Source organism: Gluconobacter vitians (assembly GCF_015244565.1).
GTDB classification, from domain to species: Bacteria; Pseudomonadota; Alphaproteobacteria; order Acetobacterales; family Acetobacteraceae; genus Gluconobacter; species Gluconobacter vitians.
Window position 1 is genome coordinate 99,378 of the sequence record NZ_JABCQG010000010.1, and the last position, 20,893, is coordinate 120,270.

Genomic DNA, 20,893 nt, shown 5'->3' on the forward strand with positions numbered 1-20,893 from the left:
TGGGTCCCTCCTGGAGGGGTAGCCGCCCGGGGGTAATTCGCACCCCGGTAAGAGAGAGTTTTTGACCAATCTGAAATAGGGGTTTCTGTTCTTGTCGTTGTCGATTGGAGAACAGCAGGCATCGTCACCGGTGATTGAAGCCCCCGTGACCCTGAACAAGCGTGAAATGGCGCGTAAATTGCGCGTTTCACTGCCAACTATGACCGCCTGGATGGATCGATGGCCGGATTTTCCGGTCGAGCAACGCGGTACCAACGGATCCAGCTACCGATTTCGGCCGGACTTGGTGTTTGAGTTTCTGGATCTGAAGCGGCGGGAAGAAGCTGACGCCAATTCAGTCCGGGATGAGCAACTGCAGAACTTGCAGTTGGTGTTTGATGATCTTCTGCCTCCTCCTGAAGTCGAAAAATCCTACAAGCGCCTGACGCCGAAAGAGGAAATCGACGTCTGGAAGCTGCGGGAGCTGAAACGTAAGGAAGCCGAGCGGTGCGGGCAGCTGGTGATTGCTTCCGAACTGCAGGAGCAGCTCCGGGACGCATTCTCCCGGCTTAGTCAGGACACCCGGCTTTTCATCCGCAAGCTGGGCCGGAAAAACGGCTGGCCTGACAGTACGATCCGGGAGGCGGAACAGCAGTTCGAAGACACGCAACGCGCCTCGGTGGCGGCGCTGCTTCAAATCCTTCAAGCGGAGCCGGAAGATGGGGAACGCTCTCTCACTTTCTCCTGACCTTCTGGAGCGGCCTGAAGAGGTTCTGTTCGCCAACCCACGGGAAATACTGGCGGAGGCCCTGAAGGCGTACCTGCCGCCGGAAAAGATTGATGTCGCGGCCTTTGCCTTGGCGAACCGGCATCTGAATAACAGAGGCGGCGGTTTCGTCGGCAAGTGGGACCATGACGAAGCCCCGTTTCTCGTTGGCCCGATGGAGGCGCTCACCAGTACGGCCCTGACGACGTGTGTCGTGGGTCCGGCACGATGTGGCAAAACGACGATAGGACAGAACTGGATCTATCAGTCGGTCGCCGTCGATCCGGCCGACTTTCTGGTTTACGCCCAGACCGATGATGCGCTCGAGAGCTATGTAAAGCGCGAAATCGAGCCGATGATTGATCTCCATCCAATCCTGAGGGATCGACTCGGGCTAAAACCAAAGGACCGGAGCCTTCACTTCAAGAAATTCGAGGGCATGTGGGTCGAATTTCTGGCCTCGACCTATAATAACCTGATCGGCAAGTCCGCCTCGCGGATCATCATTACCGAGCTCGATGCGTGCCCGGTTTATGAGCAGGGCGACACCTACAGCCTCGGAACGATCCGGCGCGAGACCTTCGGCCAGGAATCCATGGTCCTGGTCGAAAGCCATCCTGATCGCGCTGCTGGTCGCGATCCGTCCAAATGGACGGACGGCATCATGAAGATCTACCGCGACAGCGATAGGCGGACCTGGTGGTGGCCATGCCCTCACTGCAACGCCTACTCAAGCCCAACACCGGGCGCTGAGAGGCAGATGATCCTGGACTGGCCTCAGGATGCGCCGCTGGATGAAATTGCCCAGGCAGCTGCCTTGGTCTGTCCTTCCTGCGGATCACTGATTGAGGATAAGTGGCGTCGTTCGATGAATATCGACGGTCTCTGGGTTGCTCAGGGGCAGCAGATTGATCTTGAAGGAAACGTTACGGGAACCGCAATTCAGAGTGAAACAGCAGGCTTCTGGATCACCGGCCTGATGAGCCCCTTTCTGATCGGCGGCATCGGCGCGATGGCGAGGGATTACGCTAAGGCAGAAAGGCATTTCAAAGAGACGGCCGACGACTCCGATCTCAAGGCCGTGACGGTCAAGCGGTTTGGCTTTCCATACCAGTCACCAAACTCAGCCCGGAACATCGATGGTGAGGTTCTTGCGAACCGTGCGGAACCGGATCTGAAGATGGGGGTTGTGCCGAAAGGGGCGCGGTTCCTGACCATGTCGGTAGACGTCCAGAGCAACCGCTTTGAACGTCTGACGCGCGCCTGGGGAGCGGCCGGAGAAAGTTGGGTAATCGACTATCAGAAAATCCCGGCCGATACGGCTCAGAGCCCCACAGACTGGGACAATATGGTTCGGGGTCTGACCGACACGGTCTATCCGCTTGACGATGGGTCTGGGCGAGGGATGAAAGTTCTCGCGGCTGGATATGACTCTGGTGGTGAAGATGGTGTCACTCTCCAGGCATATGGAGCATGGCAGAGGGCAAGGCGTGCAAGGCGCATCAAGTTCGCCGGAGAAATCGACGGCCGCCACGCATACACGGTCATGCCCCTTAAAGGCATGTCCACAGCGAATGCAGCGATGCTGGCGGTCCGGTATCCAGACAGCCAGAGAAAAGATCGTAATGCCGGCGCGAACGGAGAGGTGCCCCTTGGGGCATTCAATCCAAACCGCTTTAAGGACAACGTCTCAATCGAGCTCGCGGTCGCCAATCCCGGGCCGCTTTATGTACATTTTCCAGCAGCACTGAAAAGTCCTGCTCCTCCGCACCAGTGGTTCGACCAGCTCGGCGCGGAGGAGCGGTCTGATGATGGTCGCTGGAAGAAAAAGGCCGGAGGCGGTCGAAACGAAGCCCTCGATCTGATGGCCATGAGCGAGGTCATGGCAGTTCTGTTCGGCTTCCAGCGTATCAACTGGGACGCTCCTCCGAACTGGGCTCTCGACTGGGATCAGAACGTGATGGTGACGCAGATTGCGGTTTCTGACGAAGACGGCACGCCGGTTTCCATGCCGCCAGTACGAAATCTTCCAGCTGGTACGGACTGGATCGCGGAAATGGCCCGAAAATACGGATCAAACTGAAGGGTAGTAATGGCGCTGGAGTTCAAGATTGGCCTGGACGCAAAGGCTCTCAAGATGGACCTCAGCGCCTTGTCCGAAAGGGAGATACCGCAGGCGGAAGCCTCTGCTCTTAATAGGTTGGCGTTTGGTGCCTTCCGGAACGTCCAAGATAGAATGTCAGAAGTCTTTGATCGGCCGACAAGGTTCACCCTGTTCGGCTTCAAGGTGCAGAAGGCAACCCCCGGTAATCTGGAGGCAGCCGTAGTCACAAAGGATCTGATAAAGGGCGCGGGCGGTACGCCAGCAATTGCCTATTTGGGCCCGCAAATCCACGGAGGTAGCCGCGACAAGACCAAATTGGAAAAGGCCTTATCGCGAGTTTCTGAGGGGCAATATGTTGTTCCAGGCCGAGATTGTCCCTTGGATGGTAACGGTAACATTCCCCGAAGCGTAATCATGCAGGTCCTAAGTCGTCTGGGGGCTGCATTGGATGCGCGAGCAAATATGGGGGACAAGACTGCGCGTCGATTAATGAGGCGAGGGAAAGCTGCTCGAGGGCGGAACAGCGAATATTTCATTCCTCGTGAAAGGGGAAATGGCAGACCTAAAGGGATCTACAAGCTTCTTGGTCCTGGGCGTGTTGGTGAAATTTTCCGTTTTGTATCAGCGCCTCATTATGAAACGCGACTTCCTGTCGAGCAGATTGTGAACAGTAACGTCGCGCGACGGCAGGAGCGCGTCGTTCAAGAAGAAATCATCAAGGCTTTCCGGAAGAGGGGACTGAAATGACGACACCGCTCTATCCCGGGCGCCCGATCTATGACCTGAACACCAGCATTCTCGCGGGCATGCCCAAAGAGCAGCTCCAGAAGTCGCTTGCAGACTGTCAGCTTGCCCTGATTCAGCTCCAGAGCGGCGCCAAAGTAGCGTCGGTATCGTATGCTCAGGGCGACGGTTCGAGGTCGGTTTCCTACACTCAGGCCAACATGGCTGGTCTCACTGTCATGATCCAGCAACTGCAGCGCCAGCTTGGCATTCCAGGCGTGCGTCGCGGCGCACTTCGCCCGGTCTTCTGATGGGGATCATAGACGGGCTGGCGCGTGCCATCCGTGGCACGCCAGCCGTGCGAGCACGTGTAGAGCCCCGGCTTGCACCTGCCGCCACTCCGAATGCGCCACCGCGTCCAGATGCGCTGAATTCGCCCTCGAACGTTCCCTATGACGGAGCAGATTACTACGGGCAGCACATGCAGAACTGGAACCCGGTTCTGTGGTCTGGCGACACTGAAATCGGTCCCCAGCGGGATACGCTGGTGGCCCGCGTCAGGGACCTAGTCAGAAACGATGGCTGGGCAGCTGGTGCAGTTACCCGCACGCTGGACAATACGGTCGGCGTCAACATCCGCCCGATCTCAAAGCCGGATTACCGTGCCCTTGCGCACATGTCGGGCAACAAGGCTTTTGATGCCCAGTGGGCCAGAGAATATGGGGCTGAGCTGGATTCCCGCTGGCGTCAATGGGCCAATGATCCGCGGCGCTTCAATGATGCCGAGCGAATGCTCACGTTCGGGCAGCAGATGCATCTGGCATTCAGGCAACTGCTGACGGATGGTGATGCCATTGCGACTCTCCCTTGGATCGAGGAGCGCATGGGCCGCGGCGCGGCGCAGTATGCCACCGCAGTCAAGATCATCGATCCTGACCGCCTTTCGAACCCACAGGGACGGCCGGACTGGACCCATATCCGGAACGGGGTCGAGGTCGATGAACATGAAGCCCCGATCGCCTACCATATTCGGGAGGCGCATCAGGCCGATTACTGGCAGGGCGGCAAAACGGTTACCTGGAAGCGTATTCCACGGGAGACTGATTTTGGCCGGCCTATGGTGGTGCACATGTTCGAGCATCACCGTGGAACGCAGCATCGGGGTGGCGCGGGTATTCTGGCTCCGGTGATCCAACGCCTGAAAATGCTGATCCGGTACGATACGGCGGAACTGGATGCGTCGATCGTGAATGCGATCTTCGCAGCCTTCATCGAAAGTCCGTACGACCACCAGATGACTGCTGAGGCCTTGGGATCAGGGTCTCCCGGAGGATCTGGAATGGACGGCAGGTGGCAGCAGCAGCTCGTATGGAATTCTCACCGGGACCTGTCCATGCAGGGTTCGCGGATTCCCATGCTGTTCCCTGGTGAGAAGATCAACACAGTCGCGGCAGCGCGTCCGGCGAACGGCTATCGGGACTTCCAGAGAGCAGTTCTGAATAATGTCGCTGCCGGTGCTGGTCTCTCGCCTCAGCAGGTCAGCAATGACTTCTCGGACGTGAATTACTCTTCTGCTCGAGCAGCACTTCTCGAGGCCTGGAAGACGCTTACACGGCGTCGGCAGGATTTCGAGATTGGCTTCTGCCAACCCATTCGCATGGCTTTTGTCGAGGAATCAATGGAGATCGATGATCTTCCGCTGCCTCGCAATGCGCCGGAATTTATGGATGCCAGGGCCGCTTATGCTCGTGCGAAATGGCTCGGACCTGGTCGGGGATGGATTGATCCAGTTGCTGAAAAGCAGGGCGCCATTCTGGGAATGGATGCTGGTCTTTCCACGCTCGAGCAGGAGTGCGCCACGAATGAAGGTGCGGACTGGGAGGAGGTCATCGATCAGCGAAAGATCGAAGTTGATGCTTTCACAGAGCGTGGTCTCGCGCTGCCGGAATGGACCGGTCAGCAGGAGGCATCGGCAACCGTCAGAAAACCGGAGGAAACATGAAGCGGGTACAGGCAGACGCCATACTGAACCGCCCGCTCGCGCTTTCGCTGGGGCGAGCCGGAATCCTGAAGCGGGAGATCGAGGCTTCAGGTGTGCTGGCGTTTTTCGATGACAACGATGGCTGGTTTTCCGGAGCGCCAGTCTGGCGCAGCGGTAATGTCGCGGCCATTGGCATCGGCGGAGTGCTGCTGGCGGGGAAGGGAAGCTTTTACCCGTATGTGACGTGTTATGGCGACATACGCGAAAGCTTCGATGAGGCGCTGGCAGATGACACGGTCCAGGCGATTGTTCTTGCAATCAACAGCCCGGGCGGCATGGTTTCAGAGCTCTTCGATCTTGCGGACCATATCTACGCGTCTCGCTCGAAAAAGCCGATCGTAGCGATCCTGGCTGACGAAGCATATTCGGCGGGATATGCGCTGGCGTCTTCGGCGCAGACGATCACGGTTCCCCGAACGGGCGGATCTGGATCGATCGGCGTGATCATGATGCATACTGATCTGACGAAGGCTCTCAGTGACGCAGGTATTGCGGTCACGGTGTTTCGCTACGGCGAGCACAAGGCAGAGCTGAACTCGGTTGAGCCCCTCACTGACGGGGCTCGAGAACGCGCGCAGGCCGACATTGATCGAATTGGGGAAATGTTCATCGATCTAGTCGCCCGCAACCGTGGCCTTGCCCCGGACGCAATCCGGGACATGAAAGCCGAAACCTTTCTGGGTGAGGATGGCGTGAAGCTCGGCTTGGCCGATGCCGTCATGAGCCCGGACGCAGCGCTGGAAGATCTCCGCGCAAACCTGACCTGATATTTCAGACACTGGAGAACGCTATGACCGCTCGTGCAACAGCGCCTGCGAGCCCTTTCGCGCATCTGAACCGCATGCGCGCAGAGGATGACGACGACAAGAATAACACGCCTGCCGAAGGTAACGACGATGGCGACGGTGGGGATGGCGAGCCCGATGGGGACGACGACACAGCCAAGAAGGGCAAGAAGGGCAAACGTGGCTCTGACGACGGTGGCGGGGATGATGATGACTGCTGCGGAGACGACGACACTGACGCTGAAGACGAGAAGGATGAAGAAAAGGCGTCTGCCCGCGCACGTGAACGCGGACGTTGTGCAGCAATTTTCTCAAGCCCCTTGGCCGCGCGCAATCCCGCTGCCGCAGCAGAAATTGCCTTCAACACCAACCTGACGCGCAGTGCGGCCTTGCGGATGCTGTCCACCGTCGCCGCAGCGACGCCGGACACTTCGAAGGGTGGGCGCCCGCGCCCGGGTTCCAACCTGCGCGAACGCATGGCGGGAAGCCCTCCGCCCCGGATCGGGGCTGACGGCCAGCCGGGTGAAACCCGTCCGGGGGCCCGCCTCGTGGCCGCGAGCCGCCGCAATCGCGGCATGAACTGAGGAAAGCGAAACATGTCTTCGTCTCTCAATTCTTATCAGTATCTCCCGGGTGCCCGGGAGGCTGTCTTCACCCCTGATCAGCTGATCGCTGGCAACCTGAAGCTCGTGACCGAACAGGTCACGTTTGCCAGCGGTGCCGGCGCTCTCGTTCGTGGAACCGTCGTCGGCCGGGTCACGGCAAGCGGGCAGTACATCAAGTCCGTCCCGGCTGCGACCGATGGAAGCCAGACGCCTGTTGGCATCACGGTTGATAGCGTTGACGCGACGTCAGCTGCCACTGCCGGAGCGATCTACGTCATGGGAGAGTTCAACTCGAACTACATGACCTATGACTCGACCTGGACGCTCGATGCGCTGACTGCTGCCTGCCGGCCGAACAATCTCTTCATCAAAACCTCTCTTTCGAACGCGATCGTCTGATCGCGCAGGAGAAATAGTCCATGTCCGATACATACCAGGGCGAGGCCGGCGTACAGGCGTCCCTGACCGAAATGCTCGGCGTCTACAGCATTGCCGAGCTTGTCTATTCCGTCCGCAACCTGAAGACGGCCAGTACATTCCTGCTCGATCATAATTTCCCGAACATGATCGAAAGCACCGCTCCGGAAGTTGCCATTGACGTTGACGTCGGTAAGCGCCGTATGGCTCCGTTCTGCAGCCCCCTGGTTGAAGGTAAGCCGGTCGCAAGCCGTAAGTTCACCACCAATCTGTTCCGGCCGCCCTACATCAAGGATCTTCGCAATCCTGACCTGCTGAAGCCGGTTCGTCGCCAGATTGGCGAGCGGATTGGCGGCGCACTGACACCGATGCAGCGCCTCGAGGCCAATCTCCAGTGGGAGATTGAAGACCAGATCGACATGATCGATCGCCGTTGCGAATGGATGGCGGCTCAGGCCTTGTCGACGGGCAAGATCACCGTCACGGGCGACGGATATCCGGACCCGATCGAGATCGACTTCAACCGGGATCCCGCGCTGACGGTTGCGCTCACGGGCGCGGCGCAGTGGGGACAGGCCGGAATTTATCCGTCCGATTACATCCTCCAGTGGGCGCAGACTGTACTGCAGAAGTCCGGTTCTTTCCCGACCGAAATCACCTTTACGACGTCTGCCTGGAACGCGTTCAAGAATGACGTGAAGGTGCTGAACAGCATCATCTGGCCCGGAAAGGTCGGCGGTTCCACGATCGAGCTGGGCGGTCGTATCGAACAGGGCGGTGTCTATATGGGGCGCTGGGGTCAGTTTGACCTTTATCTGTACAATGACTGGTACGTCGATCCGGATACCGATGAGGAAAATCCGATGCTGATCGACGGAACGATCCTTATGGGCGGGGCTGGTGTCGAGGGAACCCGCGCCTTCGGCATGATCATGGATCCTGACTTCGCATATGGCCCGCTTGCCTATGCTCCAAAGATCTGGACCGAGAAGAATCCCGCCCTCATCAACATGCTGATGCAGTCGGCACCGATCATGATTCCGTCCCGAGTGAACGCATCGTTCGCGGCGACCGTCATGGCGCCTGGTGCAGGTGTTCCCGGACCGACAGGAGTATAAGCGATGGCCGATAATCTGAAGCCTGAAGGCGAGTTTTCGAACGGGAAGGCTTCGTCAGCCCCCGCGAAGGAAAAAACCGTCAAGGTTGTGACGATCCGTCCTATCTATGACCAGCCTGGCGAGGACCCGATCGAGCCGGGAACCTTGCTGAATTGCTGTCCTGTCACGGCAAAATTCTGGATCCGTGCGGGTATTGTCCGGCTGCCTGCAGATCAGCAGGCCCAGCCTTCCTTTGTGGCAGATGCTGGTACCACCAAGTCTGCTCCGCTGCCGCCTGCACCTGAAATGGTGCCTCCGCCGGCACAGCCATCGTGAGCGGAAGCACCGGGCCGTTCGACTGGGATGGCCTGGTGCTCGGGCCATGCCAGGACGTCTTTGGTGAGGCGGTTGAATGGCTATCGGGGAGGGTGGGAAACTGGCAGCCCATCAGCGGTATCTTCGATGATGCCTATCGTCCAATCGACGTCCTTGGTGGCGGTGACGGGATGTCTCCTGTTCATATTACCACGACGCGGCCCATCCTCGGTGTACGGGAAGGTGCTTTTACGACGCCCCCAGAGCAGGGCGATCTAATCAGGGTTCGTGGGAAGGTCTATCGCATTCAGGAAGTGAGAACGGACAGCCACGGAGGGCTTCATCTCGAGCTCAATGATGCGACCGGAGAAAGTGATGCTCTACAGGGTGATTATCCGTGATCTCGCAGTCGCGGCACTTAAAAGTGCTGGCACAATGGCTGGTGAAAATGTCTTCGTAGGCCGGTCTTTGCCGATCGGGGAGAGCAACCTACCGGCACTATACCTGCAGATCTATGAGGACCGCGGAGAAAGCCCTGGTCCAGCGCAGGTCCAATTCAACCGCGTAGCCACGTTGGGGATGAGGGGATATGTCGCAGCTGGCACTCCGACAGCGGTTGAAGCATTGCTCGACAGGTTCGCGGAAGAAATCGAGCTGGCCCTGATGAGGGATGTGCCTCTTCAGGCAGCGCTCTGTGAGACGGCAGAATTTTCCACGGTGACGGAAGTGACCAGTGAGGGAAGTCGCCACATTGGCGAGTTCAAGATGATTCTGGGCTTCAAGTATATCGAGACCTACCCGCCTGATGGCGTACCGCTCACCGAAATTGACGCAACTCTCAAGACGGCAGACCAGCCCGTATTCGCGGGCATGACGGTTAAGTTCCCGTCCGAATAGGGAAATCCATGTTTGTAAAACCTGCTGACGGGCGAGCGGTACGCTGGCCCGGATCCATGCGGCTGCTCAAGTCGGGTGGTGAGAACGTGCCTGAAACCCCTTTCTGGCTTCTCGCCCTGAAGCATGGCGATATCGAAGGGGTCAAAGAGCAGGCCTCGCCCGCCGCGCCGGAGCCGGCTGCATCTCCTGAAATCCCTGAGCCCGAAAAGGAACCCGCGGCATGAGCGGATCCATCACGGTACCGAATTACTCGGACACGAACCGGGTTCCAGGTCTCTACTTCGCCCTGGACAATTCCAAGGCGAACACTGCAGCCACCACGCGGCGCGTGCTGATCATCGGTCAGATGGTCGCAGGGAGCGCTGTTGCCGGCGTGGCCACGCTCTCGGGTGGATATTCCGACGCGGTCAGCAAGTATGGGGCGGCCTCGCAGTGCGCCCGTCTGGTCAAGGCCTATCGGGCGGTCGACACGCAAGGTGAAATCTGGGTTCTTCCTCTGGCTGATGATGCATCAGCGACCGCTGCCACCGGCACATTCACGATTTCCGGCACCGCGACAGAGGCGGGAACGCTTCCGTTGTACGTCGGCGATCAGCTGATCAGTGTCGCGGTCAATGCGGGTGACACGGCGGATACGGTCGCTTCGGGTGTCGTAACCGCTGCGGGGGCTGTCTCAGGCCTGCCGGTATCCGTGACGTCGTCGACGGGGACGGTCACACTGACCGCGCTCAACAAGGGAATGTCGGGCAACGATATTCTCCTCGGGGTCGCGGTACTGGGGACGGCTGGTGGTCAGTCGGCTCCGGCTGGTCTGACGGTTGCTCTGGGCCAGATGTCAGGGGGAAAGACGAACCCGACAACGCTCGCGACGTCTCTCGCGGCACAGGGCGAACGTGTCTATGACCTGATCATTCATCCCTATACGGATAGCGGGTCCCTGACGGCGCTGAAGGCGTGGCTGAACGATACAGCGGGCCGTTGGTCGCCGATGCTGCAGCTCTACGGGCATGCCATCACGGCCTATCGTGGAACATACGGGCAGGCGACAGCTTTCGGGCTGACGCAGAATGACCAGCATGCGACGATCATGCCGATCGGGGACAGTCCGTCTGATCCTCTCTCCTGGGCGGCACAGGTGGCAGCGCGAACAGCGATGAGCATGCGGAGCAATCCGGCGCTGCCGATCACGGCCCTGTCCCTGACCGTCATGCCGCCGACAGATGCTGGCCGCTACTCGACAGAGCAGCGCAACAGCCTCCTGTATGATGGTCTCTCGACCTTTACGGTCGATGACAGCGGCACGGTTAATATCGAGCGCCTGGTGACAACCTACCAGACGAACGCCGCAGGCCTGCCTGACAACAGCTATCTCGATATCGAGACCATGCTGACGGCAGAGATCTGCATGCAGGACATGCGGATCTTCCTCGGAAGCCAGTATGGCGGGTGCATCCTTGTCGCGGACGGGACAAAGATCCCGGCCGGCGCCAAGGCGACCACGGCCAAGCTGATCGGCAAGGCCTGCGCCTCGCGGTACCGCTGGCAGGCGACTCAGCTCTGGGTTCAGAACGCTGACACATTCGCCGCCAACATCGTTGCGGAGAATGCGGGTAACGGCGTCGTCAAGCTGTTGATGCCGTACGACTTCGCCAATCAGCTGCGGATCATCGCCGGCAGCGTCCAGTTCGTGAAATCCTAAGGAGGGCCCATGTCGGGATCCGTATATCGTGGCCCCCTTGCGGGTACCGCGACCGCAACCATCAACGGCGTTGTCTATAACGTCGTTGGTGAATGCCAGTATCAGGCGGCAGGGATGCAGAACGAAACCCTCAAGGGACAGTCTGCTGTCGAGGGTTTCTCGCAGATGCCGGTGCAGGGTTTTGTCCAGATGACCCTGCGAGATCGCCGCGACACCAACCCGCTGGATTTCCAGGGGGCAAGCGGTCTGACCGTGATTATTGTCCAGGCCAATGGAAAGGTCGTGACGGTTGATGACGGCTGGCAGACTGAGAATATCAACATCAACACTCAGGAAGGCACGTTCGAGCTGCACGTTGAAAGCGATAGCGTGACCGTGGACGTTGTCTCATGAAGCGATTTGACGAGCCGAGCGAGGAGGAAATCCTTGCACAGCGCAGTGGCGCAGATACGGGCGGCGAAGCCACCAGCGACGACAGCCTGATCGTTCTGGATAGTCCTATCCAGTACAAAGGCGGCGAGTATCAGGAAATCAGGCTTTCTGAGCCTAATGTATGGAAAGTCCTCAAGGCAGCGCAGGTAGTTGGCGCCCGTCTGACAGACCAGAGCATGTATGATAGCCAGATCAACCTGGTCGCAGCCGTGGCGGGTGTGCCTGAGGGCGTCATAGGCGAACTTCCAGAAATGGAATTCAACTGGGCAATCGAATACGTCACGGGTTTTGAGGCCAATGCGCGGCGTGGACTGACTGACCCGAATGTACAGCGTTCGCTCGATTTGAGGCCTGAAAAATTCATTTCCTTCAATCCACCGATCGAGGGGAAGGGAGGGAACTCTTGGGGGGAAATGGTCCTACGGCCACCTCGGGTCACTGAGCGCCGGAAATACAAAGGGCGCGTAGCGCCTGGCACTGTCGAAAGTATCCTCCAGGCGGAAATGGGTATGGTCGAGGACGTGTCCGGCTGGGACTACGTTGCAATCACCCGGATGCCGATCAGCAAATTTGCGGAGGCGGCAGACTACCTGACGGGTTTTTCAATGGCTGGCCCGGCAACTGGGAAGCGTTTTCGATCGAGCTAGGTCAGCATTTTCCAGGTTGGACCAGAACCGAGGCAGAGAATCTGACCGGAGAAGAAATGTGGTTCTACTGCCGGGAAATCAATCGGCTGGCTGAAAAGCGGAAGCAGGAAAGCAGGAAAAATGGCAAATAAGGGCGTTAAGGTCACAATTAGCGCCGTTGATCGCGCATCTCAGACCGTTGAGCGACTGAACGCGCGAATTGCTGCCATGCAGGCTCCGGTTCGTCGGGCCCAAGCTGCCTTGGACCGGTTTTCCGGTGTTACCGGCCTGAGGCGGCTGCAGGGTGGGATTACTAGCCTTGAGCGTGCTGGTGTAGGGGCTTTCCGGTCATTATCCCAGATTGTTCCTGTGCTTGGGGGTATAACGGGCGCAGCTTCTCTGGCGGGCATCTATAGGCTGGCCAGCGCATGGGGGCAGTTCGGAACGAACCTGCGGACCGCGGCAAATTCCATGGGCATGGCCCCTGATCGCCTCATGGCGATGCAAAACGCGGCTCGTCTTTCGGGCGGGTCTGCTGATGCGATGTCCAGTGCCTTGCAGGGGCTTTCGCAGACCCGGTGGGAAGCTACGCACGGCTTTGCCCCAGAGGCGATCGTCCAGTTCAAGGCGCTCGGCATCAGTCTCCAGGAGCTCCAGCATCTGAAGCCTGATGAAATGTTTGAGCGGGTTGCCAAGCGTATCCGGTCGATCCGTGATCCGGCAGCCAAGGTGATCGCGGCAACTCAGATCTTCGGTGGCGCGGCTCAGGGGTTAATGCCGATCCTTCAACAGACCGAAGAGCAGTATCAGGCCAATGTCAGGCAGGCCGAACGGCTGGGAGTAATGAATCGAGCAGGGGCTGATGCTGCGGATCGGCTCAGGCACGCACAGTCGGGTCTGACAGAGGCGGTTGAGGGATTTGGGTATTCGCTGGCCCAGTCAGTTGAGCCTGTTATCACTCCTGTCGTTAATGAGATGCGGGACTGGATCGCAGCCAACCGGGAATGGATTTCTCAGGATATTGCCGGATACGTTCGCCATTTCATCACATGGCTGCGCACGGGCGGATGGAGCCAGATTAAGGGCGACATCAAAGGCGTCTATGATGAAGTTTTGCATGTCGTGGATGGCTTGGGGGGGTGGAAGGCAACCGGGAAAATCGCTCTCGGCGGGATAGCGCTTCTGTACTCAGCTCCAGTGTTGACTGGAATTGCCACGCTTACAGCGGCGCTACTCGGTGTTTCGACAGCCTTCGGAGGCATTGCGCTTGCGGCGGCGGGAGCGGTTGGCGCCTATGAAGTCTGGCAGCATTATAAAAGCCCGGATGCTGCTCCTGACCCGACGAATCATCTTGCGGTAGGGATTTGGAAAAAGGCTGGGGGTGAGCAGGCCCGCGCCCAGCAAGCTTACGATTATTTCCGGTCGCAAGGACGCTCTCGCAATGCAGCTCTAGGCATGGTGAGCAATATTGATCGGGAAAGTACGTTTCTCGAGACCAACTCAGGCGATAACGGAAAAGCTTACGGCCTTGGCCAGTGGTGGCCGAAACGCCAGGAGCGCTTCAAGCAGCTTATGGGGAAAGATATCCGCGACTCTACGTTTGCGGAGCAGCTCCAGTTTTACAACCTGGAGCTCAAAAAGGATTATCCCTACGCCGACGCCAACGTGAATATGGCGCGGACACCTGAGGCGGCGGCGCAAGCCCTGACCTACGGGTATGAGCAGCCAAAGCACCAGGACACCGAGGCTGCGATCCGTGGCGAAATGGCGGACCAGTGGGCCGGCAAGCTTGGTGATGCCAAGCTTCCACCGCCACCGCCGCCGACAGCGCCTCAAGGCCTCGATCAGAAGATTGCCCAGTTGCGCGTCGAAATCGATCACCGTAACGCCCCTCCGGGCTCGTCGGTGCAGGTGAAAAGTACGACACCAGGGCTGAAAGTTCACGCTATCAGCCAGCACCGGGCGATGGATCCGGCGCTGACTGCGGTGGGGAATTAACCCTCAAATCAGGGATGAAAAATTAACATGAGCGGCACTCTCGCCAGAACGGCGGCTGAATATCTTCAGTGCTCGTTCCGTGGGGTGCCGTTTGCTGTGATGGGCAACGGTGGCTCCAGCGGACGCAAACAGGCCGAGCACGGTTATCCCGGGCGGTCAGGGGTTTGGGTTGAAGACATTGGCAAAAAGGCGCGGCGGTATCGGATCCTCGGCTTTGTGTCCGGTGATCTGGCTTACGTGCAAAGGGACGCTCTGGTCATAGCTTCCGAACAGGCAGGAAGTGGCCTTCTGGTCCATCCTTCCATTGGGGCAATTAAGGCTGCATGCACGCGCTTTGAGTGGCGGGAGCGGGATGGGCGGCTGAATGTCGTGGATCTCGAGTTCGAGTTCGTCGAGCAGAAAAACCTACTCTCCACGCTGATCGTTACTGCGCTTCATGCGGCGGTCGCGGTCGCACGCATTGCGCTCTCCTCTGCGTCATCGTCCAGTTATTCCAGCCGTACATCATCAGCATTCGCGACCGGAGGATCTGCCATTGCGGCAGCCCGATCAGTAGCGGCCGGATGGGGTGACGGTGCTGTTTTGGCGATTGGCTCTTCGGAAGCGATGCAGTCTGCCGCCTCGGTTCTTCCTGGCAATAATGGCCGATACGCTTCTGGGGCAGGGGCTGAAACGGATGCGACGGCGACAGAAGACAGTGTTCTGGCAGCCCTCAGCGCCTCGCGGGCTTCCATCGATGAGGATGCCGCGACGATCATAGGCCTCACCACGGCAGCCGAGATTTCGTCGGCCGTGCAGGCCCTGACAGAAGCGCTTCGGGAGGCAATCGCAGATCCGGGCGTGCAAATCTCGCTTCTGTGGCCGCTGGCCTCATGTTCGGTCGATGTCATCAACTCAGCTGCCCCGATTGGTGCAGCGCTGGCCACTGCCCAGACCGAAACCGCTGCCCTGTGCCGGCGTGCTGCTCTGGCCTCGATCGCCCAAGCCTGCTCGGACTGGCGTCCCCCCTCGTCAGAGGAGGCGGAGGCAATGTGCGGCCGCGTGGTCGCGCTGTTCGAGGCTGAGGAATTAGTCGCGGCGGATGCGCAGGATGACACCAGCTGGGCGGCTCTGAAGGCGCTGAAGGTTCAGGTGTCGCAGGATCTGATGAAGCGGGCGGCAAAACTGCCTGACATCGTTACGATCGAACGGAATGCGCCTCTGCCGGCGCTGACACTGGCTCAGCAGCTCTATGCGGACGGCACCCGATCCGATGGACTGGTGAGTCGCGCCAATCCCGTTCACCCGGCATTCATGCCAACCGAGTTCGAGGCGCTGTCTTCATGAGTGGCATCATTGATCAGATCGGGCAGATCCTCGGCTATGGCGAGGATGCCCAGAAGACGGCTTCCGTCCTGATTAATGGGGCGCTGATCACGGGTTGGACAGACGTCACGGTGCGGTGCGGCGTCGATCTGATGCCGTGGGTGGCTGATCTCGGAATGACGTCCTATCAGCCCGATATCGGGACAGACGTGACGATCAGTGAGGGGGATGCCGTTCAGCTCTGGATCGGAACGGACCAGCTGATCACGGGCTATGTCGTCACAGTCGTTGAGGCTATCAGTGAGGAGCGGCACGAACTCCGGCTCCAGATTGCCAGCAAGAGTATGGACCTGGTGGACTGCTCGGCCGAGTTCTCAACCTATCAGATGAACTCGACGAACGCGGTCGCGCTCGCAAAGCGCGTTGCCCAGTTTGCTGATATCGATGTCAGCCAGATCAACGGGGCAGGGAACGTCGACCTTCAACAGTTCAGCGTCATTCTGACCGAAACGGCCTATGAGATCATCGAACGTGTCGCGCGCCTGGCGGGTGTTCTGTTCTATGACCTGCCTGATGGGAATGTAGCTTTCGCGGCTGTCGGAAGTCAGCGCATGGCCAGTAGCCTGATTTATGGCGAAAACGTCGAGCAGATGACCACTGTTCGAAGTACGGCGGGACGGTTCTCGAGTATCACCGCTGTTCTCATGACGACAGCGCTCCTATTCAGTGAGCCTGGGGACGCTGACTATGTTGGTCAGATGGATGCCGTCACATCCGGGGCGGTGGCAGAAGATCCTGGCATCGTCCGGACCCGCCCACTCCTGATCCCAGCCGAGCTCGGTGACCAGGACTATGCCATAACAACGAAAAGGGTTCAGTGGGAGGTGGCGCGCCGATATGGGCGGGCAAACACGGTCACTGTGACCTGCGACACCTGGCGCGACACGTCGGGTAACCTGTGGGCCGTCAATCACATGGCTCCAGTTCGCCTCATGAGCGGACGCGAACTGGATCTCGTTATTGCCGAGATTGTCTTTCGGCAGGGCGAGGATGGGACGCGGGCGGATCTGGTGCTGATACCGCCTGAAGGTCTGATGCCTGAGCCTCTGCTTCTGCCGGCCCTCTCCAATGAGGGAATTCAGGCGATCAACAGCTAGGAAATCAACATGTCCTCACTCGCCCGTCTGGCGCGTCGTGTCGCAATGGCCTTCGGCCTGGGGCGGCAGACGGCAGACACGAATGAGTCGCGTTCGACCTCGACGGTTCAGGTCGCGCTGGCAAGTGGTGAACTGCGGTCCGACGTGCCGGTAATGCAGCTCTATGGCTTCGCAAGTCGCTCGGTGCCAGGCAGTGACCTCGCGCTGATGTTTATCTCCGGTGATCGGACCCGCGCGGTGGCCGTGGCATCCGGGGATCAGCGGAACCGGCCGTCAGATCTCTCGCCCGGAGACGTCGCGGTCTATCATCCCCGGACCGGAAGCCGGATCTGGCTGAAAGGCGATGGATCGATCGAGATCAGCCCGGCCGCGAAAAAACTGACGATCAATGCAGAAGTGACTATCGCCGGCAGTCTTAACGCATCCGGGGATGTGAAGGCCGGGAAAATCTCTCTTCAGAATCATCTGACAACGGATGTTGAGTCTGGCTCCGGCAAATCCGGGCCTCCCGCATCCTCCTGAGGTAATCCGTGGATATTGCGATCATCTGGAACGCCCGGGAATGCCGGGGCGACTGGACCATTGTGTCCGGTGATCTGGTTCTTGATAACCCGCTGCGCTCAGCCGTGATGGTCAGCATTTTCACTGACCGGGTCGCTCCGGAGCAGCCTTCACCAGCGGATTCCGCGGTCGCCATTCAGGCCCCTGGGAATGCCGCCATGAGCGGTCTGAACGATCGTCGCGGCTGGTGGGGGGATGCCTATGAGCAGGACAAGCTGCCGATTGGCTCGAGGCTCTGGCAGCTGCGCCGCGCCATCAAGGCGGGTGAGCAGGCCGTTCTTCTCGAGCTCAAGGACATTCTCAAGGAATGCCTGCAGTGGCTCATCGATGACGGTGTTGCGACCAGTATTTCCATCCGGACGGCCTGGAGCGCAGTCAGCCCGAATACGGCTGAATTTGCGGTCAGCGTGTACGAACCGGGGGCGGCAACGCCTCAGACATTCCTGTTTTCGTGGGCCTGGGAGGGGCTGTAATGGCATTCAGTCGTCCGACGCTTACGGATCTGCGACAGCAAGCCCTGCAGGACATTCAGAACGGGGGAATTACAGGGGTCACCGCGCTCCTGCGGTTCTCGGTCCTCTATGTCCTCGCAATGGTCCTCGCGGGTCTCGCCCATCTTCATTATGGCTACCTGGACTGGATCGCAAAACAGGCGGTTCCCTGGACGGCGACAGGCATCTTCCTTGAGGCATGGGGTGGCCTCAAGGAAGTCACGCGCAAGCCGGCCACAGCCGCATCCGGACAGGTGTCGTTTCCGGCAACTGGAACGAAGACCGTTCCGTCAGGAACTGTGATCCAGATCACCGGCGGTCTTACAGCCGTCTCGACCGCGGACAGTGTCACGGCCAACGGAACAACCGTGGTGGCCTGCACGGTCCAGTCGGCCGGATCTGCCGGCAATGTCGCTGTCGGGGCGTCTGCAAGCCTGGGAAGCCCGGTCGACGGCATTCAGACTGTCGGATCCGTGACGGTTGCCTTTACCGGAGGTGCTGACGTCGAGAATGACAGTGATCTCCGGACACGCGTCCTTGATGCGTTTGCGGAAGGTGGGGAAAACGGTGCCGCGAAAGACTATATCAAGTGGGCCACGGCCATCAGCGGTGTGACGCGCGCCTGGGTCAATCCTAACGGATACGGTCCCGGCACTGTTGTCGTCTATTTCGCAATGGACAATGTCCGAAGTTCTCAGGGCGGCCTTCCTCAGGGCAGCGACGGCGCTGCGGCGGGCGAGGGGCGATATCAGACTGCGACTGGTGACCAGCTGCTTGTCGCCAATGCGCTTTATACGCAGCGTCCGGTTACGGCTCTTGTCATCGTCTGTGCGCCAGTCGCCCAGGCAGTCGATTTCATCGTGGCCGATCTTGGGGATGGAAACACGACGGCCAATCAGGCCCTGATCACTGCGGCGCTGCAGGATATGTTTACGCGCCTCTCTGGTCCCGGGGTAACACTCTACCAGAGCGCGTGGACAGAAGCGCTCGGGGCGCTTGACCTTGACCAGTTCTCAGTCACGTCGCCGGCCGAGACTATTGCCGCGGCGAATGTCGGATCTATGCCGGTACTCGGCTCGATCAGCTTTGCGTCCTGATTATGGGGGCTCCTGTTTTCTCGGCGGATGACTTCCGCCAGGCGCTCCTGAGGCTGCTCCCTCGAGGGGCTATCTGGTCCCGCGAGGCGAACGCCTTGCCTTCCATGCTTGCTGCAATCTGGGGAAAGACATTCGCCCGGAACAGCCAGCGGGCCTCCGACCTCCTGACAGAGGCCTTTCCTCTCACGACGACTGAGCTTCTGAACGAATGGGAGGAAACCGCAGGCCTGCCGGATCTCTGCGCAGGGGAAAGTCCGACGGTTGCTCAGAGGCGCGCGCAGGTCATTGCCCGTCTGACTGATAGCGGGGGCTCATCCGTTGCCTATTTCGTAGCCTTTGCGGCGGCTCTTGGTTTTGAGATCTCCATAAAGGAATACGCGCCCGCCCGGGTTGATCAGTTCAAAATGGGTGATGCTCTCGGCGCTGAAGAGTGGGCCTACGTGTGGACCATAGAGGCCCCTGGCTACACGCCCGTCTATTTCAGAACAGATGTCAGTGGAATGGGTGAACCTTTGCAGGCCTGGGGAAATCAGGTGCTCCAGTGCGAGATCAGGGCGAGATGTCCGGCACATACTCTGGTTCTGTTTGCACAGAACGGAGAAAACCTCATTTCCGATTTTGGCCCCGACATTATTTGAGGAAAACTTTCGTATGTATCGGATCGACAACAGTACGGCGCTCGCAACGCTGCCGGCGATGTCTGCTGCGGGCTCTCCGGGATATTTCACGGGCGGCAATCCCGCGTCAGGTCTTTCGGCAACGATCATGACAGCCGACTGGGCGAATAGCGTCCAGGAAGAGCTTATGTCCTTCTTGGGAGCGGCCGGTGTCACGGCCGTCAAGGGGGCAAACAATCAGGTTCTGGCTGCCGCCCGCATGCTGCTCGGTCTTCCGACCGAGATGGTGCAGACGCAGGCCACAGGCAATTTCACCGTACCGGAGGGCGTCTTCCGTGTTCGCCTCCGGTTCCGTGGAGGCGGTGGAGGAGGGGGCGCAGGAGGTAGCAATTCGACCAGTGCCGTCTCTGCCGGCGGCGGCGGCGGCGCTGGGGCGTACCTCGATGTCATTCTCAATGTCCAACCGGGAAATAATGTCTCCTGGGTCATTGGCGCGGGAGGTTCTCCGGGCGCCTATAACGGCACATCCGGCACGTCTGGCGGCGATACGATCGTCTATCTCTCCGGTATGGAAGTAGCCCGGGCAGCTGGAGGATCGGGCGGTGCGAACGCCACTTCCGGGGGCGTTGGGAAAGGTGGAGCAGGCGCCGCTTATTCGATCTCAGGAAATTCGATTGCTGGATATGAAGGTCATGCCGGCCCTGGCGGCGGCTACGGTGTGTATGCCGGCGCGTACCAGGGATGGGGGGGCGTAGGCGCCCCGTCTTATGGTTACGCAAGTGTGCAGGTCACCGGCCAGAATACTGCGGGCCTATCTGGGTCTCCAGGTGGCGGAGGCTCTGGTGGAACAGGTGAAAGTAATGGCGGTGCAGGTATCGCGGGGGAATTGACTTATGAATACTGATGCACAGGTCTTCGCCATCTATCTGACCGCCGCCACGACTGACCATCCTGCCGGATATGTCGTCAACAACGTGGTCTGTGATGGTTCCTCAACGCCAACTGTCTCAACGGGACAGGCTGCAGTTGCGGATCCTGACCGGCAGTATCCGATCGGAAGCGCCTACACTGTCAGCGCATCATGACCTGGGCGCCATGCCAGCGGGTCGTGAAAGCTGACGTCCCACCGTCCTTCAGGGTTCGGGGTATTTCCGCCCCCGTTCTGCTTTGTTGGCCAGGGG

The 20,893-nt window shown here is 59.3% G+C and carries 25 protein-coding genes; all 25 read left to right on the forward strand.

What is annotated here, in order from left to right; translation table 11 throughout:
• Positions 1–91: 91 nt before the first annotated feature.
• The 25 genes from HKD24_RS09280 to HKD24_RS09400 all read left to right on the forward strand — a co-directional run bounded on the left by HKD24_RS09280 (position 92) and on the right by HKD24_RS09400 (position 20,797).
• Positions 92–727: a DNA packaging protein gene (locus HKD24_RS09280; RefSeq protein ID WP_194260035.1), complete on the forward strand. Its 636-nt coding sequence runs from the start codon at positions 92–94 to the stop codon at positions 725–727.
• Positions 699–2,828, forward strand: coding sequence for a terminase gpA endonuclease subunit (locus HKD24_RS09285; protein WP_194260036.1), 2,130 nt, complete (start codon positions 699–701; stop codon positions 2,826–2,828). The genes HKD24_RS09280 and HKD24_RS09285 overlap by 29 nt, the downstream gene beginning before the upstream one ends.
• A 9-nt stretch (positions 2,829–2,837) precedes the next feature.
• A complete protein-coding gene (locus HKD24_RS09290) occupies positions 2,838–3,596 on the forward strand; it encodes a hypothetical protein (protein ID WP_194260037.1) in 759 nt (252 codons plus the stop codon).
• The gene (gene gpW / locus HKD24_RS09295) at positions 3,593–3,883 is read left to right on the forward strand and encodes a gpW family head-tail joining protein (RefSeq protein ID WP_194260038.1); all 291 of its coding nucleotides are present in this window, start codon (positions 3,593–3,595) and stop codon (positions 3,881–3,883) included. The genes HKD24_RS09290 and gpW overlap by 4 nt, the downstream gene beginning before the upstream one ends.
• Positions 3,883–5,574, forward strand: a complete 1,692-nt coding sequence (locus tag HKD24_RS09300) for a phage portal protein (protein WP_194260039.1) — start codon at positions 3,883–3,885, stop codon at positions 5,572–5,574. The genes gpW and HKD24_RS09300 overlap by 1 nt, the downstream gene beginning before the upstream one ends.
• Positions 5,571–6,380, forward strand: a complete 810-nt coding sequence (locus tag HKD24_RS09305) for a S49 family peptidase (protein ID WP_194260040.1) — start codon at positions 5,571–5,573, stop codon at positions 6,378–6,380. The genes HKD24_RS09300 and HKD24_RS09305 overlap by 4 nt, the downstream gene beginning before the upstream one ends.
• A gap of 23 nt (positions 6,381–6,403) precedes the next feature.
• Entirely contained in the window at positions 6,404–6,982 is a 579-nt protein-coding gene (locus tag HKD24_RS09310) for a hypothetical protein (RefSeq protein ID WP_194260041.1), read from the forward strand.
• 12 nt (positions 6,983–6,994) lie between these two features.
• Positions 6,995–7,402, forward strand: a complete 408-nt coding sequence (locus HKD24_RS09315; protein ID WP_194260042.1) for a head decoration protein — start codon at positions 6,995–6,997, stop codon at positions 7,400–7,402.
• Between the two features lie 20 nt (positions 7,403–7,422).
• Positions 7,423–8,538 (forward strand): major capsid protein, encoded by a 1,116-nt coding sequence (locus tag HKD24_RS09320; RefSeq protein ID WP_228124291.1) that lies wholly within the window; start codon positions 7,423–7,425, stop codon positions 8,536–8,538.
• Positions 8,539–8,541: 3 nt separating this feature from the next.
• The gene (locus tag HKD24_RS09325; protein ID WP_194260043.1) at positions 8,542–8,853 is read left to right on the forward strand and encodes a hypothetical protein; all 312 of its coding nucleotides are present in this window, start codon (positions 8,542–8,544) and stop codon (positions 8,851–8,853) included.
• A complete protein-coding gene (locus HKD24_RS09330) occupies positions 8,850–9,233 on the forward strand; it encodes a head-tail joining protein (protein WP_194260044.1) in 384 nt (127 codons plus the stop codon). The genes HKD24_RS09325 and HKD24_RS09330 overlap by 4 nt, the downstream gene beginning before the upstream one ends.
• The gene (locus tag HKD24_RS09335) at positions 9,208–9,729 is read left to right on the forward strand and encodes a hypothetical protein (RefSeq protein WP_194260045.1); all 522 of its coding nucleotides are present in this window, start codon (positions 9,208–9,210) and stop codon (positions 9,727–9,729) included. Before HKD24_RS09330 ends, HKD24_RS09335 begins: the two co-directional genes overlap by 26 nt.
• 8 nt (positions 9,730–9,737) lie before the next feature.
• The gene (locus HKD24_RS09340) at positions 9,738–9,953 is read left to right on the forward strand and encodes a DUF2635 domain-containing protein (protein ID WP_194260046.1); all 216 of its coding nucleotides are present in this window, start codon (positions 9,738–9,740) and stop codon (positions 9,951–9,953) included.
• Positions 9,950–11,428: a phage tail sheath subtilisin-like domain-containing protein gene (locus tag HKD24_RS09345; RefSeq protein WP_194260047.1), complete on the forward strand. Its 1,479-nt coding sequence runs from the start codon at positions 9,950–9,952 to the stop codon at positions 11,426–11,428. The genes HKD24_RS09340 and HKD24_RS09345 overlap by 4 nt, the downstream gene beginning before the upstream one ends.
• Before the next feature lie 9 nt (positions 11,429–11,437).
• A complete protein-coding gene (locus HKD24_RS09350; RefSeq protein WP_194260048.1) occupies positions 11,438–11,821 on the forward strand; it encodes a phage tail tube protein in 384 nt (127 codons plus the stop codon).
• Positions 11,818–12,507 carry a phage tail assembly protein gene (locus tag HKD24_RS09355; RefSeq protein ID WP_194260049.1) on the forward strand — a complete coding sequence of 230 codons (690 nt, stop codon included), beginning with the start codon at positions 11,818–11,820 and terminating at the stop codon, positions 12,505–12,507. The genes HKD24_RS09350 and HKD24_RS09355 overlap by 4 nt, the downstream gene beginning before the upstream one ends.
• Before the next feature lie 120 nt (positions 12,508–12,627).
• On the forward strand, positions 12,628–14,484 hold the full coding sequence (locus HKD24_RS09360; protein ID WP_194260050.1) for a phage tail tip lysozyme: 1,857 nt from the start codon (positions 12,628–12,630) through the stop codon (positions 14,482–14,484).
• A gap of 27 nt (positions 14,485–14,511) precedes the next feature.
• Entirely contained in the window at positions 14,512–15,810 is a 1,299-nt protein-coding gene (locus tag HKD24_RS09365) for a DNA circularization protein (protein ID WP_194260051.1), read from the forward strand.
• Positions 15,807–16,946: a phage baseplate assembly protein gene (locus HKD24_RS09370; RefSeq protein WP_194260052.1), complete on the forward strand. Its 1,140-nt coding sequence runs from the start codon at positions 15,807–15,809 to the stop codon at positions 16,944–16,946. The genes HKD24_RS09365 and HKD24_RS09370 overlap by 4 nt, the downstream gene beginning before the upstream one ends.
• 9 nt (positions 16,947–16,955) lie before the next feature.
• A complete protein-coding gene (locus tag HKD24_RS09375; RefSeq protein ID WP_194260053.1) occupies positions 16,956–17,468 on the forward strand; it encodes a phage baseplate assembly protein domain-containing protein in 513 nt (170 codons plus the stop codon).
• An 8-nt stretch (positions 17,469–17,476) separates the two neighbouring features.
• On the forward strand, positions 17,477–17,980 hold the full coding sequence (locus HKD24_RS09380; RefSeq protein WP_194260054.1) for a phage GP46 family protein: 504 nt from the start codon (positions 17,477–17,479) through the stop codon (positions 17,978–17,980).
• Positions 17,980–19,095, forward strand: coding sequence for a baseplate J/gp47 family protein (locus HKD24_RS09385; protein WP_194260055.1), 1,116 nt, complete (start codon positions 17,980–17,982; stop codon positions 19,093–19,095). The genes HKD24_RS09380 and HKD24_RS09385 overlap by 1 nt, the downstream gene beginning before the upstream one ends.
• Before the next feature lie 2 nt (positions 19,096–19,097).
• On the forward strand, positions 19,098–19,733 hold the full coding sequence (locus HKD24_RS09390; protein ID WP_194260056.1) for a YmfQ family protein: 636 nt from the start codon (positions 19,098–19,100) through the stop codon (positions 19,731–19,733).
• A gap of 13 nt (positions 19,734–19,746) precedes the next feature.
• On the forward strand, positions 19,747–20,616 hold the full coding sequence (locus HKD24_RS09395) for a glycine-rich domain-containing protein (protein WP_194260057.1): 870 nt from the start codon (positions 19,747–19,749) through the stop codon (positions 20,614–20,616).
• Positions 20,606–20,797, forward strand: coding sequence for a hypothetical protein (locus tag HKD24_RS09400; RefSeq protein WP_194260058.1), 192 nt, complete (start codon positions 20,606–20,608; stop codon positions 20,795–20,797). The genes HKD24_RS09395 and HKD24_RS09400 overlap by 11 nt, the downstream gene beginning before the upstream one ends.
• Positions 20,798–20,893: the final 96 nt, after the last annotated feature.